The organism is Anaerobacillus sp. 1_MG-2023 (genome assembly GCF_030547345.1).
In the GTDB taxonomy this organism is placed as follows: domain Bacteria; phylum Bacillota; class Bacilli; order Bacillales; family Guptibacillaceae; genus Guptibacillus; species Guptibacillus hwajinpoensis_B.
The window spans coordinates 59894-73373 of the sequence record NZ_JAUORD010000016.1 but is presented as its reverse complement, the minus strand read 5'-3'; the positions used below and the strand labels follow the sequence as shown (position 1 = coordinate 73373).

Below are 13480 nucleotides of genomic sequence, written 5' to 3'. Positions count from 1 at the left end.
AACACGTTCTTTGTGTTCAATCTAAAAGGTGAAACGATCGAGGGTTTGGGCGCAGTAGCTAGACAATGAAAAGCGAAAACGCCCGTTTAAACCCGACAAGCGTTGTAGCTAAACAAACACACTAGCGTTAACATACAGAAGCTTCGTACGGAATTTGTCGGGAACTGACTACAACTTCCATGTATGCACTCCCTCCTCATGGTCACACTGAAAGATAAGAAGACCTGAACGGGGAGAGGGTTAAGATGAAGCTTCTAATCGGAGTATTATCTATTTTACTTTTAGCGAGTTTTTCAAATGGTACATCAGTCTCAATTGAAGATGACACGGAAGTAAAAGTAACCGAAATGGCGAATGTTTTATTAACCCACAATTATTCAATTGAGGGCTGGTCTCTTTACACACGAGAAAAAGTGAGTTTCATTCAGGAATCGTTAGGGTACAAAGGTATTACGTCTAAGCTTACAGAAAGAGCACCCGGTTTTTCGTGGGGTGATCTGGTAAAAAATGATGGAAATGTAAAAGTAAGTGGGACAAGAATTGATTCTAAGCTAGGTACGAAAGAAACACTGACACTCGTGTCATATCCAGAAAACAATCGCATTAGCTCTTATCTTATTTACAAAATGGAAATAACAGGATTTTCTCAGGAGGAATGGCGAACAACGTACGAACGTTTTAAGGCACAAAAGACACAATTATACCCGCAAGAAACACCAGTTTTCACTTGTTTTGTAGGCGAGAAAAATGATACAATGAACATTGTTTTGTACAATGAAGCAGACAAGCTGTTAGGAGCTTTTTCCGCTTCAAAAGTAGAAGAAATCAATGAAGAGACGTTTGTATCTCTTTCCGCATACCATGAAGAGTGGGAAGAAGATCTTGTAACGAACAACAAGAGAATGAACATACAAATAGCATTACGCAATACAGGAATAGGCGGCGGAATAACCGCAACAATTGGCACACCAATAATTACGACTGAATATTAATATACAAATAGGACGCGGAGGGGAATACGTTGGAAAAAATCATCGTCCGAGGTGGCAGGAGATTGTCTGGCTCTGTGAAAGTTGAAGGAGCTAAAAATGCAGTCTTGCCCGTCATCACAGCATCTATTTTAGCAGGAGAAGGCACGAGCACGTTAAAAGATGTGCCTGCCCTTTCAGATGTACACACGATAAGTGAAGTATTAAGCTATCTTAATGTTGAGACGCAAATAGAAGGCAACACGATTAAAGTAGACGCAACAAAACCTTTGGAAACAGAGGCACCATTTGAAGCAGTTCGTAAAATGCGAGCTTCGTTTCTTGTAATGGGACCACTTTTGGCCCGCGTGGGTCATGCTCGTATTGCACTACCTGGAGGTTGCGCAATTGGTTCAAGACCAATTGATCAGCACCTTAAAGGGTTTGAAGCGATGGGTGCAGAAGTTACGATTGGTAACGGCTTTATTGAAGCAGGCATCAAAGGAAGACTTCAAGGAGCAAAGATTTATCTTGATTTCCCAAGTGTAGGCGCCACTGAAAACATTATGATGGCTGCTGTACTTGCTGAAGGTACGACAGTAATGGAAAACGTTGCTCAAGAGCCTGAGATCGTTTGTCTTGCAAATTATTTGAACGCTATGGGTGCGAAAGTTCGCGGTGCAGGTACTGCTACAATACGCATTGAAGGCGTAGAGAAACTAGTTGGAGCAGAGCACGCTGTAATCCCAGACCGTATTGAAGCAGGAACATTCATGGTAGCTGCTGCAATTACTGGTGGTAACGTTCTGATCGAGAATGCTGTATCTGAACATCTTCGTCCACTTATTGCGAAAATGGAAGAAATGGGCGTAGAAATTACAGAAGAAGGTCAGGGACTTCGTATTGTTGGACCTGAAACGCTTAAGCCTGTTGATTTGAAAACAATGCCTCACCCTGGATTCCCGACGGATATGCAATCCCAGATGATGGCGTTGCTACTTCAAGCGAAGGGTACAAGTGTGATTACCGAAACAGTATTTGAAAATCGGTTCATGCACGTGGAAGAATTCCGCCGCATGAATGGTAACATTAAGATTGAAGGACGCGCTGCTATTATCGAAGGGCCTTCTACACTTCAAGGTGCAGAAGTATCCGCTACTGATTTGCGCGCTGGAGCTGCTTTGATTCTTGCTGGCCTTGTAGCTGATGGCTACACTCGCGTTGATGAGCTTAAGCACTTGGATCGCGGTTACGTGAACTTCTCCGGAAAGCTTGCAAGTCTTGGAGCTGACGTTGAACGCGTAACAGTTGGTGAAGATGCAAAGCCTGCAACAGAATCAACTGAAGAACAATCAGTTAACATGAAACCAAAATTTGCATAATCTAATAATAAAGAAAAAAAAGGAGGCCATTGGCCTCCTTTTTTGTATGCAACCAAAATAAATACTATATTTAATGACTTACAGATTATTGGTAAAAAACGTTTGCGCTGCTAGCATTTCTGTTCTAAATGGTTGTCCAACTCCATACGATGATAGGGGTAAACAATCGAGAAGGAGGCATGCGGATGAAGCGAATGGTAGGTTCACTTATTCTATTTGCAGCGATTCTAATCCTTCTTCCATCTATCCTGGTTTTACCTTTTGGAACAACGGAGATGAAGCAACCAGTAAGTGAAGGAAATCAGATGGCTGAGAAGAAGGTGAAAGAAGTGGTGGAAGTGGAAGTCCCAGTCTATCGTTCAGCAAAGACTGTGACAACGAGCATACCGATCGAAGATTATGTGAAAGGCGTTGTTGCCGCTGAGATGCCTACAGATTTCAATATAGAAGCTTTAAAGGCTCAAGCTCTCACAGCGAGAACATTTGTCGTAACAAAGCTCACAAACCCTCCTGCGGACCTTCCCGATCAAGCGGTTGTAACGGATACGGTTCAGGATCAGGTATATAAAGATGAAGCCGAGCTTAAGAAAGCATGGGGCAAAGACTTTGAAGAGAAATATGCAAGAATAGAAGAAGCAGTTCAAGCCACAGCTGGACAAATTTTAACGTATGATGGGAATCCGATTTATGCTTCCTTTTTCTCAACAAGCAACGGCTATACCGAGAATTCGGAAGATTATTGGGAAAATAAAGCACCGTACTTAAGAAGTGTCGAAAGTCCTTGGGACGTTGATTCTCCAAAATATGAAGATAAAGCGACGTTTACAGTAGCCGACTTCGAAAAGAAGTTAGGAGTGACGCTCACTAATAATCATTCGATTGGAACGATCAAAAACTTGACGGAAGGTAAAAGAGTTGCGGAAGTTTCAATAAATGGGAAGCAGTTTACAGGAAGAGAAATCAGGGACCTTCTTGGACTTCGTTCTTCTGACTTTACATGGGACCGGAGCGGCGATACGATTACCGTTTCCACGAAAGGATTTGGGCACGGCGTAGGCATGAGTCAATATGGAGCTAATGGAATGGCTGAGGACGGTAGTGCTTACTCTGATATCGTTAAATATTATTATCAAGGAGTTGCCATTAGTGAAATGGAAAAATACGTGACGAATTTTACAGCCCAAAGATAAAAGGCCGCATTTAATGCGGCCTTTTATCTTTGGGTAAGTTTTGTGAATAGCTATCATTTAAAGAAGGGTAACTTAAATCTTTTCTCTTGTTTTTCGATAAGTGTTGTCCAATTTTTTACGAAAGCTGGCTCACGGTACTCCTTATCTACTTCGATCTTGCCAAATGATTTATCCTTAACTTGTACCATTGCTTCAGCCAAAGCCTCAATGTTATTTTTCTCAACCATAAGTCCGTTTTCCTTGTCTTTAATTAAATCTCTTGGTCCGTATTTAATATCATAAGCTACAACTGGGCAACCATTGTTTAGGCTTTCCATGATAACGAGTCCAAACCCTTCGTACTGACTTGGCAGGAAAGATGCCTTTGCGGTAGCAAATACGCTTTCTGGGTCATCTGTTAGCCCTTTTAAGATAATGTGCTTTTCAAGCTGATATTCTTTGATTTTTTCTTCGAGCTTTTCTTTCATCGGGCCTTCACCATATATATCAAGAGTGAAAGTAGACAGCTGTTCTCTAGCCAATTGAAAGGCTTCGATTAAATGGTCAGGTTGCTTCACATTAGTTAAGCGACCGATGAAAACAAATTTATTTTCACGCTCTCCCTTCAAATTCAAGGTTGATGGCGCGATAGAATGCGGGATAATGCTAATCTTCTCATTGTTGAAAATTAAATGAGAGAGATCCTTTTTTTGCTCTTGGGTTAACGCGACGATATGATCAACTTCATCTGCATGGTCGATAATATATTGATAAGATGATTTGATATCATTGATATCTTCACTTTGTAAGTGTGTATTATGAAGAATCGCGATTTTCGTAAGGTCGTTACCTTTCAGCTCACACATAGGTTTATCAAGAAGACGAGCGTCATTGATAATAGTAGAAGAATCCTCAATCATCTGCTCCAGACAATAGCGGAAGAAATCTTTTTCTGTTTTAAACTCAAGGATGCCTTTTTCAGTGAAATGATGGATACGGATAATCTTGTTGTCACTCGTCCCATCGTATGTTTGGTTAACATAAGCATGTCCGCGATCATCATAATAGATCTCTTCAAGTTTATTTGTCGTCCCTTGTTTGTAATTGATCTTCCGATGGCATTTTCCTCGTTTATTAAATTCCTTTCGACACGCACGTTTGCGATTATAAGGATCCATAAAATCAATGAATTTAAGTGATCCATCTTCCGAATCGTAACTCTTATAAAGAACGTATTCGCCGTTTTCAAAATAGCGATAGGCTTTATTCTTTTTAATTTCACGATACGTGAGTCCTTCTTCCTCAAGGGGTTGTTCGACTCTATCGCCTGAATAAGAACGATCGGCAAGATAGTCGTAGATGTTCATCATCTTCACCGAACGCGGTACTTTGTTTTCACTATAATATTGCTCATATATGTCCCCATAGTAAGGATTGTAATTTGTTGTGATAATAGTATAGTTCAGGTCAGCCTGTTCTACTAATTTCTTAGTACGATCGAGGAGGGACTTTGTTCTGCCTCCAAATTGCTCGGGCAGTGTTGATGTAATGACGTAATTCATAATAGAGTAATCCCCTTCATTCTCGTCTTGAATAAATCAAAACGGATTTTAGTGCCAAAAGTGTTGTTAAAGGTTATATACCCTCATATTCAAGTAATCATTCTTACAAACAGATAACAAAATATAAAACAAGAAATAATGGCATATATAGAAAAATACGCCTAAAATCTTAAGTAAATACTGGGAAAATCGAAATCATGAATAAAAACATCCACCTTATCAAAAAATAAATAGACATTTTTTTAGGAACATGTATATAAATCTCGCAACCTGACCACAATGTTGCTGAGGTGATGAACAAATGGGAGACGAAAAACAACGATCTCATCCTGTTGAAAAAAGCGCTTCTAAATGGCAGAAGCTAGCAAGAAAACGCTGGATCTATCCGGCAGTCTATCTTGGTTTTGCAGCAATTGTTCTTGCAGCCGTTCTATGGATGCAAGGTGGGCAAGAAAATGCTGGCCCGAAAGATTTAAGCGGAATTGATGAAGAAAGAAGTGCCTTTGACACTAATGACGAGTCCGTTCCAGTCCTTGGTGATTCAGAAGTCTTTAAAGTACCTGCAGCCGAAGATAGTGGTGTATTTGTGCAGAAACAATTCTATGACACATCAGCTAGCACGCAAGAACAACAAGCAGCCCTTGTTTTCTATAATAATACCTACTACCAAAATGCAGGAATTGACTACGCTAGTGAAGATGGAGAAAGCTTTGAAGTTAAAGCTGCAATGAGTGGTAAGGTTGTTAAAGTATCAGACGACAAGCTGCTAGGAAATGTAGTTCATTTAGAACACGCAGATGGGGTTGTCACTGTCTATGAATCGCTTGAGGCAGTTGAAGTGGCAGAAGGCGATAAAGTGAAGCAAGGCGATAAGCTTGGTAAGGCTGGAACAAACACATTTGATACAGACGCTGGTGTACACGTACACTTTGAAGTTCGTAAAGATGGTACTCCAGTTAACCCACTTGATGTTTTTAATCAACCTTCTTCCGCAATTGAAGGTCCAGAAAAGGCCGGCAATGAAGTTTCCAACCCATCAGCCTCAGAAGGTACTGATGTTGAGAACAAAGACAACAGTACAGAATCCGAAATGGATGCTGAGAAAGACGCCGAAGATGATGCAAAGAGTGCTGACGAGGATAAATCCGACGAGCAAAATACCAATGAGCAGAAATCGGATGATCAAAAATCAGATACAAAGGATTCAGAGTAACAGGAATCCCCGAGCAATCGGGGGTTTTTTATTTGTTTTCATTTCAATATGACACCGTTCGACCTTTCCCGGGAAATAGCATGCTAATTCCAGTTTTATAGCATAAAAAGAATTGGAATTGCTTGAAATCCTGAGGATTAAAGAAATCAATTAGTAAATAATTGCATGCAAAGATGCGAAGAGAAATACTATAGAAGAGGTTCTTTTAGGAAATGATTTAGCATACCAAAAAGGCAAAAATCGGACATTATAAGAAAATTTAAATAAAATCCCTTGTCCCTCTTGACTTTTTGGTATATAACCACCTTTGCCTTAATAAAATGTTACAAAACTTAGTAAATGAGGGGCAGAGGTGAGAAGTTGTGGTAAGGCTTCGAAGTATTCTTGCATGCAATACTCCTGACATCATGTAGGTCGACCTGATGACTAGAGCTTCGTAGCATGATCACTTTATCAGTCTCATTTCGCATCTCTCACATCCAATTTAGGGAGGCGAGTGGTGTGCACGATTACATCAAAGAGCGAACCATCAAGATTGGAAATTACATCGTGGAGACTAAGAAAACGGTGAGGGTGATCGCCAAAGAGTTTGGAGTGTCCAAAAGTACCGTTCATAAGGATTTAACAGAACGGCTTCCCGAAATTAATCCGGACCTCGCCAATGAGGTGAAGGGGATTCTCGAGTATCATAAATCGATACGCCATCTCCGCGGCGGCGAAGCGACGAGAATAAAATATAGAAAGGATACGGAAAAAGAAGAAGCTGTCAAATAATACGCCTAAAAACGACATTTTTTTCTAAATACTTTCTTCCTGGTTCTTTATTTGTGGTACAATATACTAATGGATAAGTAGTTTAAACATACTAGGACTGAGACAATAGATGAGTGAAAGAATACAGGGAGGATAAGTCATGTTTTCACGTGATATTGGGATTGATTTAGGTACCGCGAACGTACTGATTTATGTGAAAGGCAGAGGCATAGTGTTGGATGAACCTTCTGTCGTGGCATTAGACACTGGTACTGGAAGAGCACTTGCTGTAGGTGAAGAAGCAAGACAAATGGTTGGCCGGACTCCTGGAAACATCGTTGCAACACGTCCATTGAAAGATGGCGTTATTGCAGACTTCGATATTACAGAAGTGATGCTGAGACATTTCTTGAACAAAATTAATGTAAAAAGCTTTCTATCTAAGCCGCGTATTCTAATTTGTACGCCAACAAACATTACGTCTGTTGAAAAGAAAGCGATTAAAGAAGCTGCTGAAAAAAGCGGTGGAAAACAAATTTTCCTTGAAGAAGAACCAAAAGTAGCAGCGATTGGCGCTGGCATGGATATATTTCAGCCAAGCGGTAATATGGTTGTGGACATTGGCGGTGGAACGACGGATATCGCAGTTCTTTCAATGGGCGATATTGTCACCGCCTCTTCCATTAAAATGGCAGGGGACAAGTTCGATTACGAAATCCTGGATTACATCAAGAAAACGTATAAGCTTCTCATTGGGGAGCGGACAGCAGAACAAATTAAGATTAACGTAGCAACGGTATTTCCAGGCGGCCGGAAAGAAGAACTTGATATTCGTGGACGCGATATGGTTTCAGGACTTCCACGCACAATCACAGTGAAATCTGATGAAATTCAGCAGGCCCTTCAGGAGCCAATTACACATATGGTAATGGCCGCGAAGAGCGTACTTGAAAGAACTCCTCCAGAACTTTCAGCAGATATTATTGACCGTGGTGTCATCATGACAGGCGGGGGTGCTTTGCTTCACGGTATTGATCAGCTATTCGCTGAAGAGCTAATGGTACCTGTACTCATTGCCGAAGAGCCGATGAGCTGTGTTGCAAAAGGGACAGGCCTCATGCTCGAGCATATTGACAAAATTGCAAAGAAAAAATTAGTCTAAATTAGAACGGAAACTATTCGTAAGGGTGTAATCATAATGGCGAACAACCATGAAAAGGTGAACCAGACCTCAGAGCATAAGGAACTTCCTAATGAAGAGGCCATAAAAACGAATAAGAATAAAGAAACGAAAGAGCGTAAGCCAAGGATTCGGTTAATTCCAATCTGGCTACGCCTTCTTCTCGTTGCCCTATTGCTCGTCGCTTCACTTGTAGCAGGTGCGATGATCGGTTACGGTGTCATTGGAGACGGAAGCCCTGCAGATGTCTTTAAGAAGAGTACATGGGTAAAGATTAGTGATATCGTCAAAAAAGAAGAGTAACAGTTAGGAGAATGAATTATGTTAGATAGTCAGGACATTAAGAAGATTATCCCGCATCGTTACCCTTTTCTGCTCGTTGATCGAATTCTTGAAGTAGAAGAAGAAGTAAGAGCAGTTGGTATTAAGAACGTTACAGCGAATGAAGAGTTCTTTAATGGACATTTTCCAGATTACCCTGTTATGCCAGGTGTGTTAATCGTTGAAGCGCTTGCTCAGGTAGGTGCTGTCGCGATGCTGAAGAAGGAAGATAATCAAGGTAAGCTAGCTTTCTTTACTGGTATTGACAAATGTCGCTTTAAAAAACAGGTTAAACCGGGAGATCAGCTTCGTCTAGAAGTTGAAATCATTCGTATCAAAGGACCGATTGGCAAAGGAAAAGCAACAGCAACAGTGGACGGCGAAGTTGCAGCAGAAGCTGAGATTATGTTTGCTTTGAAGTAGGACAAGCAAATCCCTATTTCCGTGATTTATACGGAAATAGGGATTTTTTGGAGTGTGAAGTTCATATTAGTAGAGGCTCGATGATGACTCAAATGTTGATGTAATGTTAAACGATCATAGAGACTATGTAAATTCTAACAAATACTCTTTTTTACCTGCTATGATTTACTCAACCGCTACATAGCGGTAAAACTTATCGAGTTCAGGGAGGAATTTTGGAAATGAATAACAAGAAATTCATGCTCAAAATTGCAACTTCGTTAGTAGCTGTTATGTTAATCACAGCGTGTAACAGCGGTGAAAATGATTCTGATAACGGCAATAACTCTATGAACAATGGAAGCAACACCGAAGAGCCAGCGGCTAACGAAAACTCTGAGAACTCTGCTGAATAAGAACTTTCTCTCCTGTCCTTCGTGGACAGGAGTTTCTTCTTTCAAGAGATAACTCTTTTGTAAACAGTTGATTTATTCATTATTACCATGATGGAGTTGCCACTTCTTAAACTCTAAATAGTCTGCGAAATCTTTTTTTGTAATACCTGAGCGCATCGCTTCTTCGATTAATTCTTTCCACTCCGTGTCGAGTGCCGGCTCCTCGTGATCTTCTTCTAATATGAACACTTCCATAGGAACCTTTAATTCTGTCGCTATTTTTTCAAGAAATTGAATAGAAGGATTAGCCTGTTGATTTCGTTCAATCGAACTTAAATAAGACTTGGCAACCCCTGCCCGTTTAGCGAGTTCAGTTAAAGACAGTCCCATACGATTCCGATAAAGTTTAATTTTTTCCCCTATCATCCCTTTACCTCGACTTTATCATTATTTATTGTTTTAATTTTATCAAGAACAATTTGTTCTGTAAACAGAACAAATGTCGTGTTTTTATATTAGTCTTCTAAAAGTCTCGTTGAACAAAATAATTAAAATTTAAGAACGAGAGAGTATTTAGTAGTATATAGCAGATTATATGCTAATAACAACTCAATACAAAGAATTTTCAGTCTTTTTAAACTTCCAAAATAAGACTATATTAGATGTACATTCTAAATAAAGAACAAAACGTTCTTTATTAATGTCGTTTATTGATGAAATATATAAGGGGGATGGGGAATGAAAACGTATACTGACGAAAAATTGGATCAGGAATGGGTGGCCCTTATTTCAATTGCAAGAAGAATGGGATTATCTAAGGAGGAAGTGAAGGATTTTCTAATCAATTCCTCAAAAAAGTAAGGAGGAATGATGGTGATCAAGTTAGGGGAAGGAACTTTTGTCTCGTATATTTTAGGGAAAAGGATTAAAATCATTGCGGTTGATAAACAGGTCGCCAAACTTTACATCAATGACGAATATAAAGGGAAGTGCGATTTATCTTTTATTCTAGAGAAAATCCACGGACTTGAAAATAAAGAACAAGACATCAAGGGAATAATCCGAGATGAACAGAAAATGTACGATGAACTTAGGGAGATTATACAAAACCAAAATATTTCATCTCATTATGAATAAAGGGACAAAGTGGGAGAAGTTTTTTGTTATTTATTTAGCATGTATTAACACTCTTGATGGATTTATCACATATTGGGGAATTCAAAATGGATGGATCGGAGAAGTGAATCCACTAATGCGAGCGCTATTTCAAATGGATCCACTTGTTTTCCTAATGTATAAAATAGGTTTGTCTATTTTTCTGATCGTCTTACTTTTAAAATTTCATCACTTAAAATCCGTTTTAATACGGATTTTATTAATCGTGGCTTCAACAATATATTCTTTCATATTGTGTATCCACGGCTATTGGGTATATATACTGTTACCCAAATAGATAAGAGCCTACTGGAAGATGTCGGCTCTTAAAAAAACAATTTATTGATCAGACCCCTGTTTGGCCCGCCACTTATTAAACTCCAGAAACTCCCTGAACTGGTCCTTGCTTATACCAGACTCCATCGCTTCTTTAACGATCTTTTTCCATTCCGAGTCTAACTCACTCTGATGAATAGGATCATCTCCTTGAAGTAATACCTCTACCGAAACATCAAGAACATTAGATATTTTATCTAGGAATTGGATAGAGGGATTTGATTGTATATTTCGTTCAATTGAACTCAGATATGACTTGGCCACATTCGCGCGTTCCGCTAATTCTGAAAGAGATAACCCTTTGCGTAAACGATACTTCTTTACTTCTTCACCTATCACGTGTATCCCTCCGATGCTTCGACAAATTTCTTTGATTGTATGTAATTATACCAGTATGTTATTGTTCCGTAAATAGAACGAAAGCGGCCTCCGTTCTGCCGCTTTCGTTCAGGTTACACTCCTTCATTTTTGAGAAACGCTTTGATTTCAGAAATTTTGATGCCCAATTCCTTCGCTTCTTTCATTAGTTTAATCCATTCCTCGTCAAGATTTTCTTCTGTATGTACGCCCATGTAACTCCTCCTTAAACTCTTTCCAGGTAGTTCAGCCATCATAGAAGCCTTCTCAGAAGAAGCTTCCTTAGATCTGTTTACTTTGCGCCCACTTTTTTTCAAAAATGGTTGCCCTTTTCTGGAGGATACTTTGTACGATCCATCATATATTTATGAAAATCCTACTATCATAATAGGTCATTAAACCTACGAAAGGTGTTGTAATTTGTAAAAAATATCAAAAATATATGACTTTTTTTGTAAATAAATAGCTTTTTTAAAATTTGGTGTTAGGAAAATACATACATCCACTAGCGATGGTCAAAATAGGACTATTACAAAGATGGAGGTTTTTCTATGAAAAAGTGGATGTTGTTATTGATGACGATGTTACTTTCCCTGAGTATTGCGGCTTGTTCGAATGCAAATGAAGAAGAAGGACCGGTAGAAGATCCCGAGATGCAAGAAGATACACCAGAAGATGAAGAGAATGTTAACGAAGATGATGGAACGATTGATCAGGAAGACGATGATACAATGAATAAGGATGATTCAGAAGAAGGCGATAAAGATGAAGATGGTAACATGGATGAAGGGGATATGGACGATACAGAGCAAAAATCAAATGATGAAACTGAAAACCAGCAATAGGGACCTTAACGGGTCTCTTTTTTATATAAAATTGTCTAAAAAATAGGTGGACGGGAATAGTCAGAAAAAAGGAGAGTGCTAAATATGAAGAAGGTAGCCGTTATAACAGGTGGTGGATCTGGAATTGGAGAAGCCGCAGCTAAACGCTTTGCAAACGAAGGCGTTCGAGTTTGCTTATTTGATTTGAAGGAAAGTCGAGCAGAACAAGTGAAGGAGTCGATCGTAAAAAATGGCGGAGAGGCGTTTGTCCTTGATGTGGATGTGGCCGATGAAGAACGCGTTACATATGGTTTGAAGCAAGTTGTTAACAAATGGGGACGCATTGATATTCTGTTTAACAATGCAGGAATTAATGGCACACTGAATCCGATTGAAGAAATGAAGGTTGATGAGTGGGATCAGACAATTGAAACAAATTTAAGAAGTACTTTTCTAATGGTGAAACATACAATCCCTTATATGAAAGAAGATGGAGGGAGTATCATTATTACTAGTTCCATAAATGGCAATCGGACTTTTTCGAACTTTGGTATGTCTGCTTATAGTACTTCAAAAGCAGGACAGGTAGCCTTTATGAAAATGGCTGCTCTTGAACTAGCGCAGTATCACATCCGCGTAAACGCCATTTGCCCTGGGGCAATCGATACGAACATTGATCAAAACACAGACAAAAAAGATAGTGTAGAAGAAATTGAAATTCCAGTAGAATATCCTGAAGGAAGTCATCCGCTTGAGCAAAAACCAGGTTCGCCACAACAGGTGGCAGGCGTCGTTTACTTTCTAGCTTCTGATGCATCCAGTCATGTAACAGGGACAGAGATGTATGTAGATGGGGCGGAATCGCTGTTATAATGACTAGCTGCTCGGTTTTCTTATTGACGACGCTCAATTGTCAGCTTATCGTTTAGGTTGAGGTGAAGCAGATGTTTACTAAAGTGCACCATGTTGCGATTATTTGCGGAGATTACGAAAAATCAAAGAAGTTCTATGTAGATACACTCGGTCTTAAGGTTATCGAGGAAACTTACAGAGAAGAACGAAATTCATACAAACTTGATCTTGCCGTCGGAGATCATACAAAAATTGAATTATTTTCATTCCCGAATGCGCCAGAAAGACCAAGCTATCCTGAAGCAAAGGGACTAAGACATATCGCTTTTGAAGTATTAGACCTTGATAAGACCGTTAATCATCTAACAGAAAGAGGAGTATCTTCTATTGAAGATGTAAGAGTGGATGAGCTCACAATGAAGCGGTTCACTTTTTTCAATGATCCGGATGGTCTACCGATCGAGCTGTACGAAAAATAATGAAATTTTCTAAAAATAAGTTGATTACTTCCAAATCCTGTGGCAAAATAGATTGTGAAAGCGTTTGCTGGGATTTGGAACAGTTAGCTTATTTTTTATTTATAACTGCAAACGGTTTCCTAAAATTTACGG

19 protein-coding genes and 1 riboswitch are annotated in these 13480 nt (G+C 39.5%); of the genes, 15 read left to right on the top strand and 4 right to left on the bottom strand.

Annotated elements, in window-relative coordinates; translation table 11 throughout:
- Window positions 1-245: 245 nt before the first annotated feature.
- The 3 genes from Q4550_RS20630 to spoIID all read left to right on the top strand — a co-directional run bounded on the left by Q4550_RS20630 (window position 246) and on the right by spoIID (window position 3540).
- Entirely contained in the window at window positions 246-992 is a 747-nt protein-coding gene (locus Q4550_RS20630; RefSeq protein WP_194218404.1) for a YwmB family TATA-box binding protein, read from the top strand.
- Between the two features lie 29 nt (window positions 993-1021).
- Window positions 1022-2350, top strand: coding sequence for a UDP-N-acetylglucosamine 1-carboxyvinyltransferase (murA, locus tag Q4550_RS20625; protein ID WP_303535668.1), 1329 nt, complete (start codon window positions 1022-1024; stop codon window positions 2348-2350).
- A gap of 185 nt (window positions 2351-2535) precedes the next feature.
- Complete coding sequence (spoIID, locus tag Q4550_RS20620) at window positions 2536-3540, top strand: stage II sporulation protein D (RefSeq protein ID WP_371017825.1); 1005 nt, start codon at window positions 2536-2538, stop codon at window positions 3538-3540.
- Window positions 3541-3593: 53 nt separating this feature from the next.
- Here the strand turns inward: spoIID and Q4550_RS20615 are convergent, their stop codons facing one another.
- Window positions 3594-5081 (bottom strand): glycosyltransferase, encoded by a 1488-nt coding sequence (locus Q4550_RS20615; RefSeq protein WP_303535664.1) that lies wholly within the window; start codon window positions 5079-5081, stop codon window positions 3594-3596.
- A 301-nt stretch (window positions 5082-5382) separates the two neighbouring features.
- On the opposite strand from Q4550_RS20615, the gene spoIIQ reads away from it, so the two are divergent.
- The 6 genes from spoIIQ to Q4550_RS20585 all read left to right on the top strand — a co-directional run bounded on the left by spoIIQ (window position 5383) and on the right by Q4550_RS20585 (window position 9366).
- Complete coding sequence (gene spoIIQ, locus Q4550_RS20610; protein ID WP_303535662.1) at window positions 5383-6294, top strand: stage II sporulation protein SpoIIQ; 912 nt, start codon at window positions 5383-5385, stop codon at window positions 6292-6294.
- Window positions 6295-6795: 501 nt separating this feature from the next.
- On the top strand, window positions 6796-7068 hold the full coding sequence (spoIIID, locus tag Q4550_RS20605; RefSeq protein WP_048311390.1) for a sporulation transcriptional regulator SpoIIID: 273 nt from the start codon (window positions 6796-6798) through the stop codon (window positions 7066-7068).
- 139 nt (window positions 7069-7207) lie between these two features.
- Window positions 7208-8209, top strand: a complete 1002-nt coding sequence (gene mreB / locus Q4550_RS20600) for a rod shape-determining protein (protein WP_194218409.1) — start codon at window positions 7208-7210, stop codon at window positions 8207-8209.
- 36 nt (window positions 8210-8245) lie between these two features.
- Window positions 8246-8530 carry a DNA-directed RNA polymerase subunit beta gene (locus tag Q4550_RS20595; protein WP_194218410.1) on the top strand — a complete coding sequence of 95 codons (285 nt, stop codon included), beginning with the start codon at window positions 8246-8248 and terminating at the stop codon, window positions 8528-8530.
- Between the two features lie 18 nt (window positions 8531-8548).
- The gene (gene fabZ, locus Q4550_RS20590; RefSeq protein WP_194218411.1) at window positions 8549-8971 is read left to right on the top strand and encodes a 3-hydroxyacyl-ACP dehydratase FabZ; all 423 of its coding nucleotides are present in this window, start codon (window positions 8549-8551) and stop codon (window positions 8969-8971) included.
- Between the two features lie 215 nt (window positions 8972-9186).
- On the top strand, window positions 9187-9366 hold the full coding sequence (locus Q4550_RS20585) for a hypothetical protein (protein WP_303535657.1): 180 nt from the start codon (window positions 9187-9189) through the stop codon (window positions 9364-9366).
- Between the two features lie 72 nt (window positions 9367-9438).
- Here the strand turns inward: Q4550_RS20585 and Q4550_RS20580 are convergent, their stop codons facing one another.
- On the bottom strand, window positions 9439-9771 hold the full coding sequence (locus tag Q4550_RS20580) for a helix-turn-helix domain-containing protein (protein WP_303535655.1): 333 nt from the start codon (window positions 9769-9771) through the stop codon (window positions 9439-9441).
- 312 nt (window positions 9772-10083) lie between these two features.
- On the opposite strand from Q4550_RS20580, the gene Q4550_RS20575 reads away from it, so the two are divergent.
- Genes Q4550_RS20575 through Q4550_RS24645 form a run of 3 tightly spaced genes read left to right on the top strand, consistent with a single transcriptional unit; the run spans window position 10084 to window position 10798 of the window.
- Window positions 10084-10206 (top strand): anti-repressor SinI family protein, encoded by a 123-nt coding sequence (locus Q4550_RS20575; RefSeq protein ID WP_303535653.1) that lies wholly within the window; start codon window positions 10084-10086, stop codon window positions 10204-10206.
- Window positions 10207-10218: 12 nt separating this feature from the next.
- A complete protein-coding gene (locus tag Q4550_RS20570; protein ID WP_303535651.1) occupies window positions 10219-10482 on the top strand; it encodes a hypothetical protein in 264 nt (87 codons plus the stop codon).
- A complete protein-coding gene (locus tag Q4550_RS24645; RefSeq protein ID WP_369290140.1) occupies window positions 10412-10798 on the top strand; it encodes a DUF5658 family protein in 387 nt (128 codons plus the stop codon). Before Q4550_RS20570 ends, Q4550_RS24645 begins: the two co-directional genes overlap by 71 nt.
- 41 nt (window positions 10799-10839) lie before the next feature.
- Here Q4550_RS24645 and Q4550_RS20565 read toward each other — a convergent pair whose 3' ends face one another.
- Both Q4550_RS20565 and Q4550_RS20560 read right to left on the bottom strand, forming a co-directional pair.
- Window positions 10840-11175, bottom strand: a complete 336-nt coding sequence (locus tag Q4550_RS20565) for a helix-turn-helix domain-containing protein (protein ID WP_194218416.1) — start codon at window positions 11173-11175, stop codon at window positions 10840-10842.
- A gap of 113 nt (window positions 11176-11288) precedes the next feature.
- The gene (locus Q4550_RS20560; RefSeq protein WP_303535649.1) at window positions 11289-11408 is read right to left on the bottom strand and encodes an anti-repressor SinI family protein; all 120 of its coding nucleotides are present in this window, start codon (window positions 11406-11408) and stop codon (window positions 11289-11291) included.
- Between the two features lie 22 nt (window positions 11409-11430).
- Window positions 11431-11531: riboswitch (cyclic di-GMP riboswitch) on the bottom strand.
- A gap of 213 nt (window positions 11532-11744) precedes the next feature.
- Here Q4550_RS20560 and Q4550_RS20555 point away from each other — a divergent pair.
- From Q4550_RS20555 to gloA2, 3 genes are all read left to right on the top strand, one after another.
- Window positions 11745-12038, top strand: coding sequence for a DNA primase (locus Q4550_RS20555; RefSeq protein WP_303535647.1), 294 nt, complete (start codon window positions 11745-11747; stop codon window positions 12036-12038).
- Window positions 12039-12122: 84 nt separating this feature from the next.
- Complete coding sequence (locus tag Q4550_RS20550; RefSeq protein ID WP_303535645.1) at window positions 12123-12890, top strand: SDR family oxidoreductase; 768 nt, start codon at window positions 12123-12125, stop codon at window positions 12888-12890.
- A 71-nt stretch (window positions 12891-12961) separates the two neighbouring features.
- Window positions 12962-13348, top strand: coding sequence for an SMU1112c/YaeR family gloxylase I-like metalloprotein (gene gloA2 / locus Q4550_RS20545; protein ID WP_303535644.1), 387 nt, complete (start codon window positions 12962-12964; stop codon window positions 13346-13348).
- Window positions 13349-13480 lie beyond the last annotated feature (132 nt).

Coding starts and splice junctions, on each gene's coding strand:
- Q4550_RS20595 (WP_194218410.1), top strand. CDS start 8,246: ATGGCGAACAACCATGAAAAGGTGAACCAGACCTCAGAGCATAAGGAA.
- Q4550_RS20560 (WP_303535649.1), bottom strand. CDS start 11,408: ATGGGCGTACATACAGAAGAAAATCTTGACGAGGAATGGATTAAACTA.
- Q4550_RS20615 (WP_303535664.1), bottom strand. CDS start 5,081: ATGAATTACGTCATTACATCAACACTGCCCGAGCAATTTGGAGGCAGA.
- Q4550_RS20555 (WP_303535647.1), top strand. CDS start 11,745: ATGAAAAAGTGGATGTTGTTATTGATGACGATGTTACTTTCCCTGAGT.
- spoIID (WP_371017825.1), top strand. CDS start 2,536: ATGAAGCGAATGGTAGGTTCACTTATTCTATTTGCAGCGATTCTAATC.
- spoIIQ (WP_303535662.1), top strand. CDS start 5,383: ATGGGAGACGAAAAACAACGATCTCATCCTGTTGAAAAAAGCGCTTCT.
- Q4550_RS20575 (WP_303535653.1), top strand. CDS start 10,084: ATGAAAACGTATACTGACGAAAAATTGGATCAGGAATGGGTGGCCCTT.
- Q4550_RS20630 (WP_194218404.1), top strand. CDS start 246: ATGAAGCTTCTAATCGGAGTATTATCTATTTTACTTTTAGCGAGTTTT.
- gloA2 (WP_303535644.1), top strand. CDS start 12,962: ATGTTTACTAAAGTGCACCATGTTGCGATTATTTGCGGAGATTACGAA.
- Q4550_RS20550 (WP_303535645.1), top strand. CDS start 12,123: ATGAAGAAGGTAGCCGTTATAACAGGTGGTGGATCTGGAATTGGAGAA.
- mreB (WP_194218409.1), top strand. CDS start 7,208: ATGTTTTCACGTGATATTGGGATTGATTTAGGTACCGCGAACGTACTG.
- Q4550_RS24645 (WP_369290140.1), top strand. CDS start 10,412: ATGAACAGAAAATGTACGATGAACTTAGGGAGATTATACAAAACCAAA.
- fabZ (WP_194218411.1), top strand. CDS start 8,549: ATGTTAGATAGTCAGGACATTAAGAAGATTATCCCGCATCGTTACCCT.
- Q4550_RS20580 (WP_303535655.1), bottom strand. CDS start 9,771: ATGATAGGGGAAAAAATTAAACTTTATCGGAATCGTATGGGACTGTCT.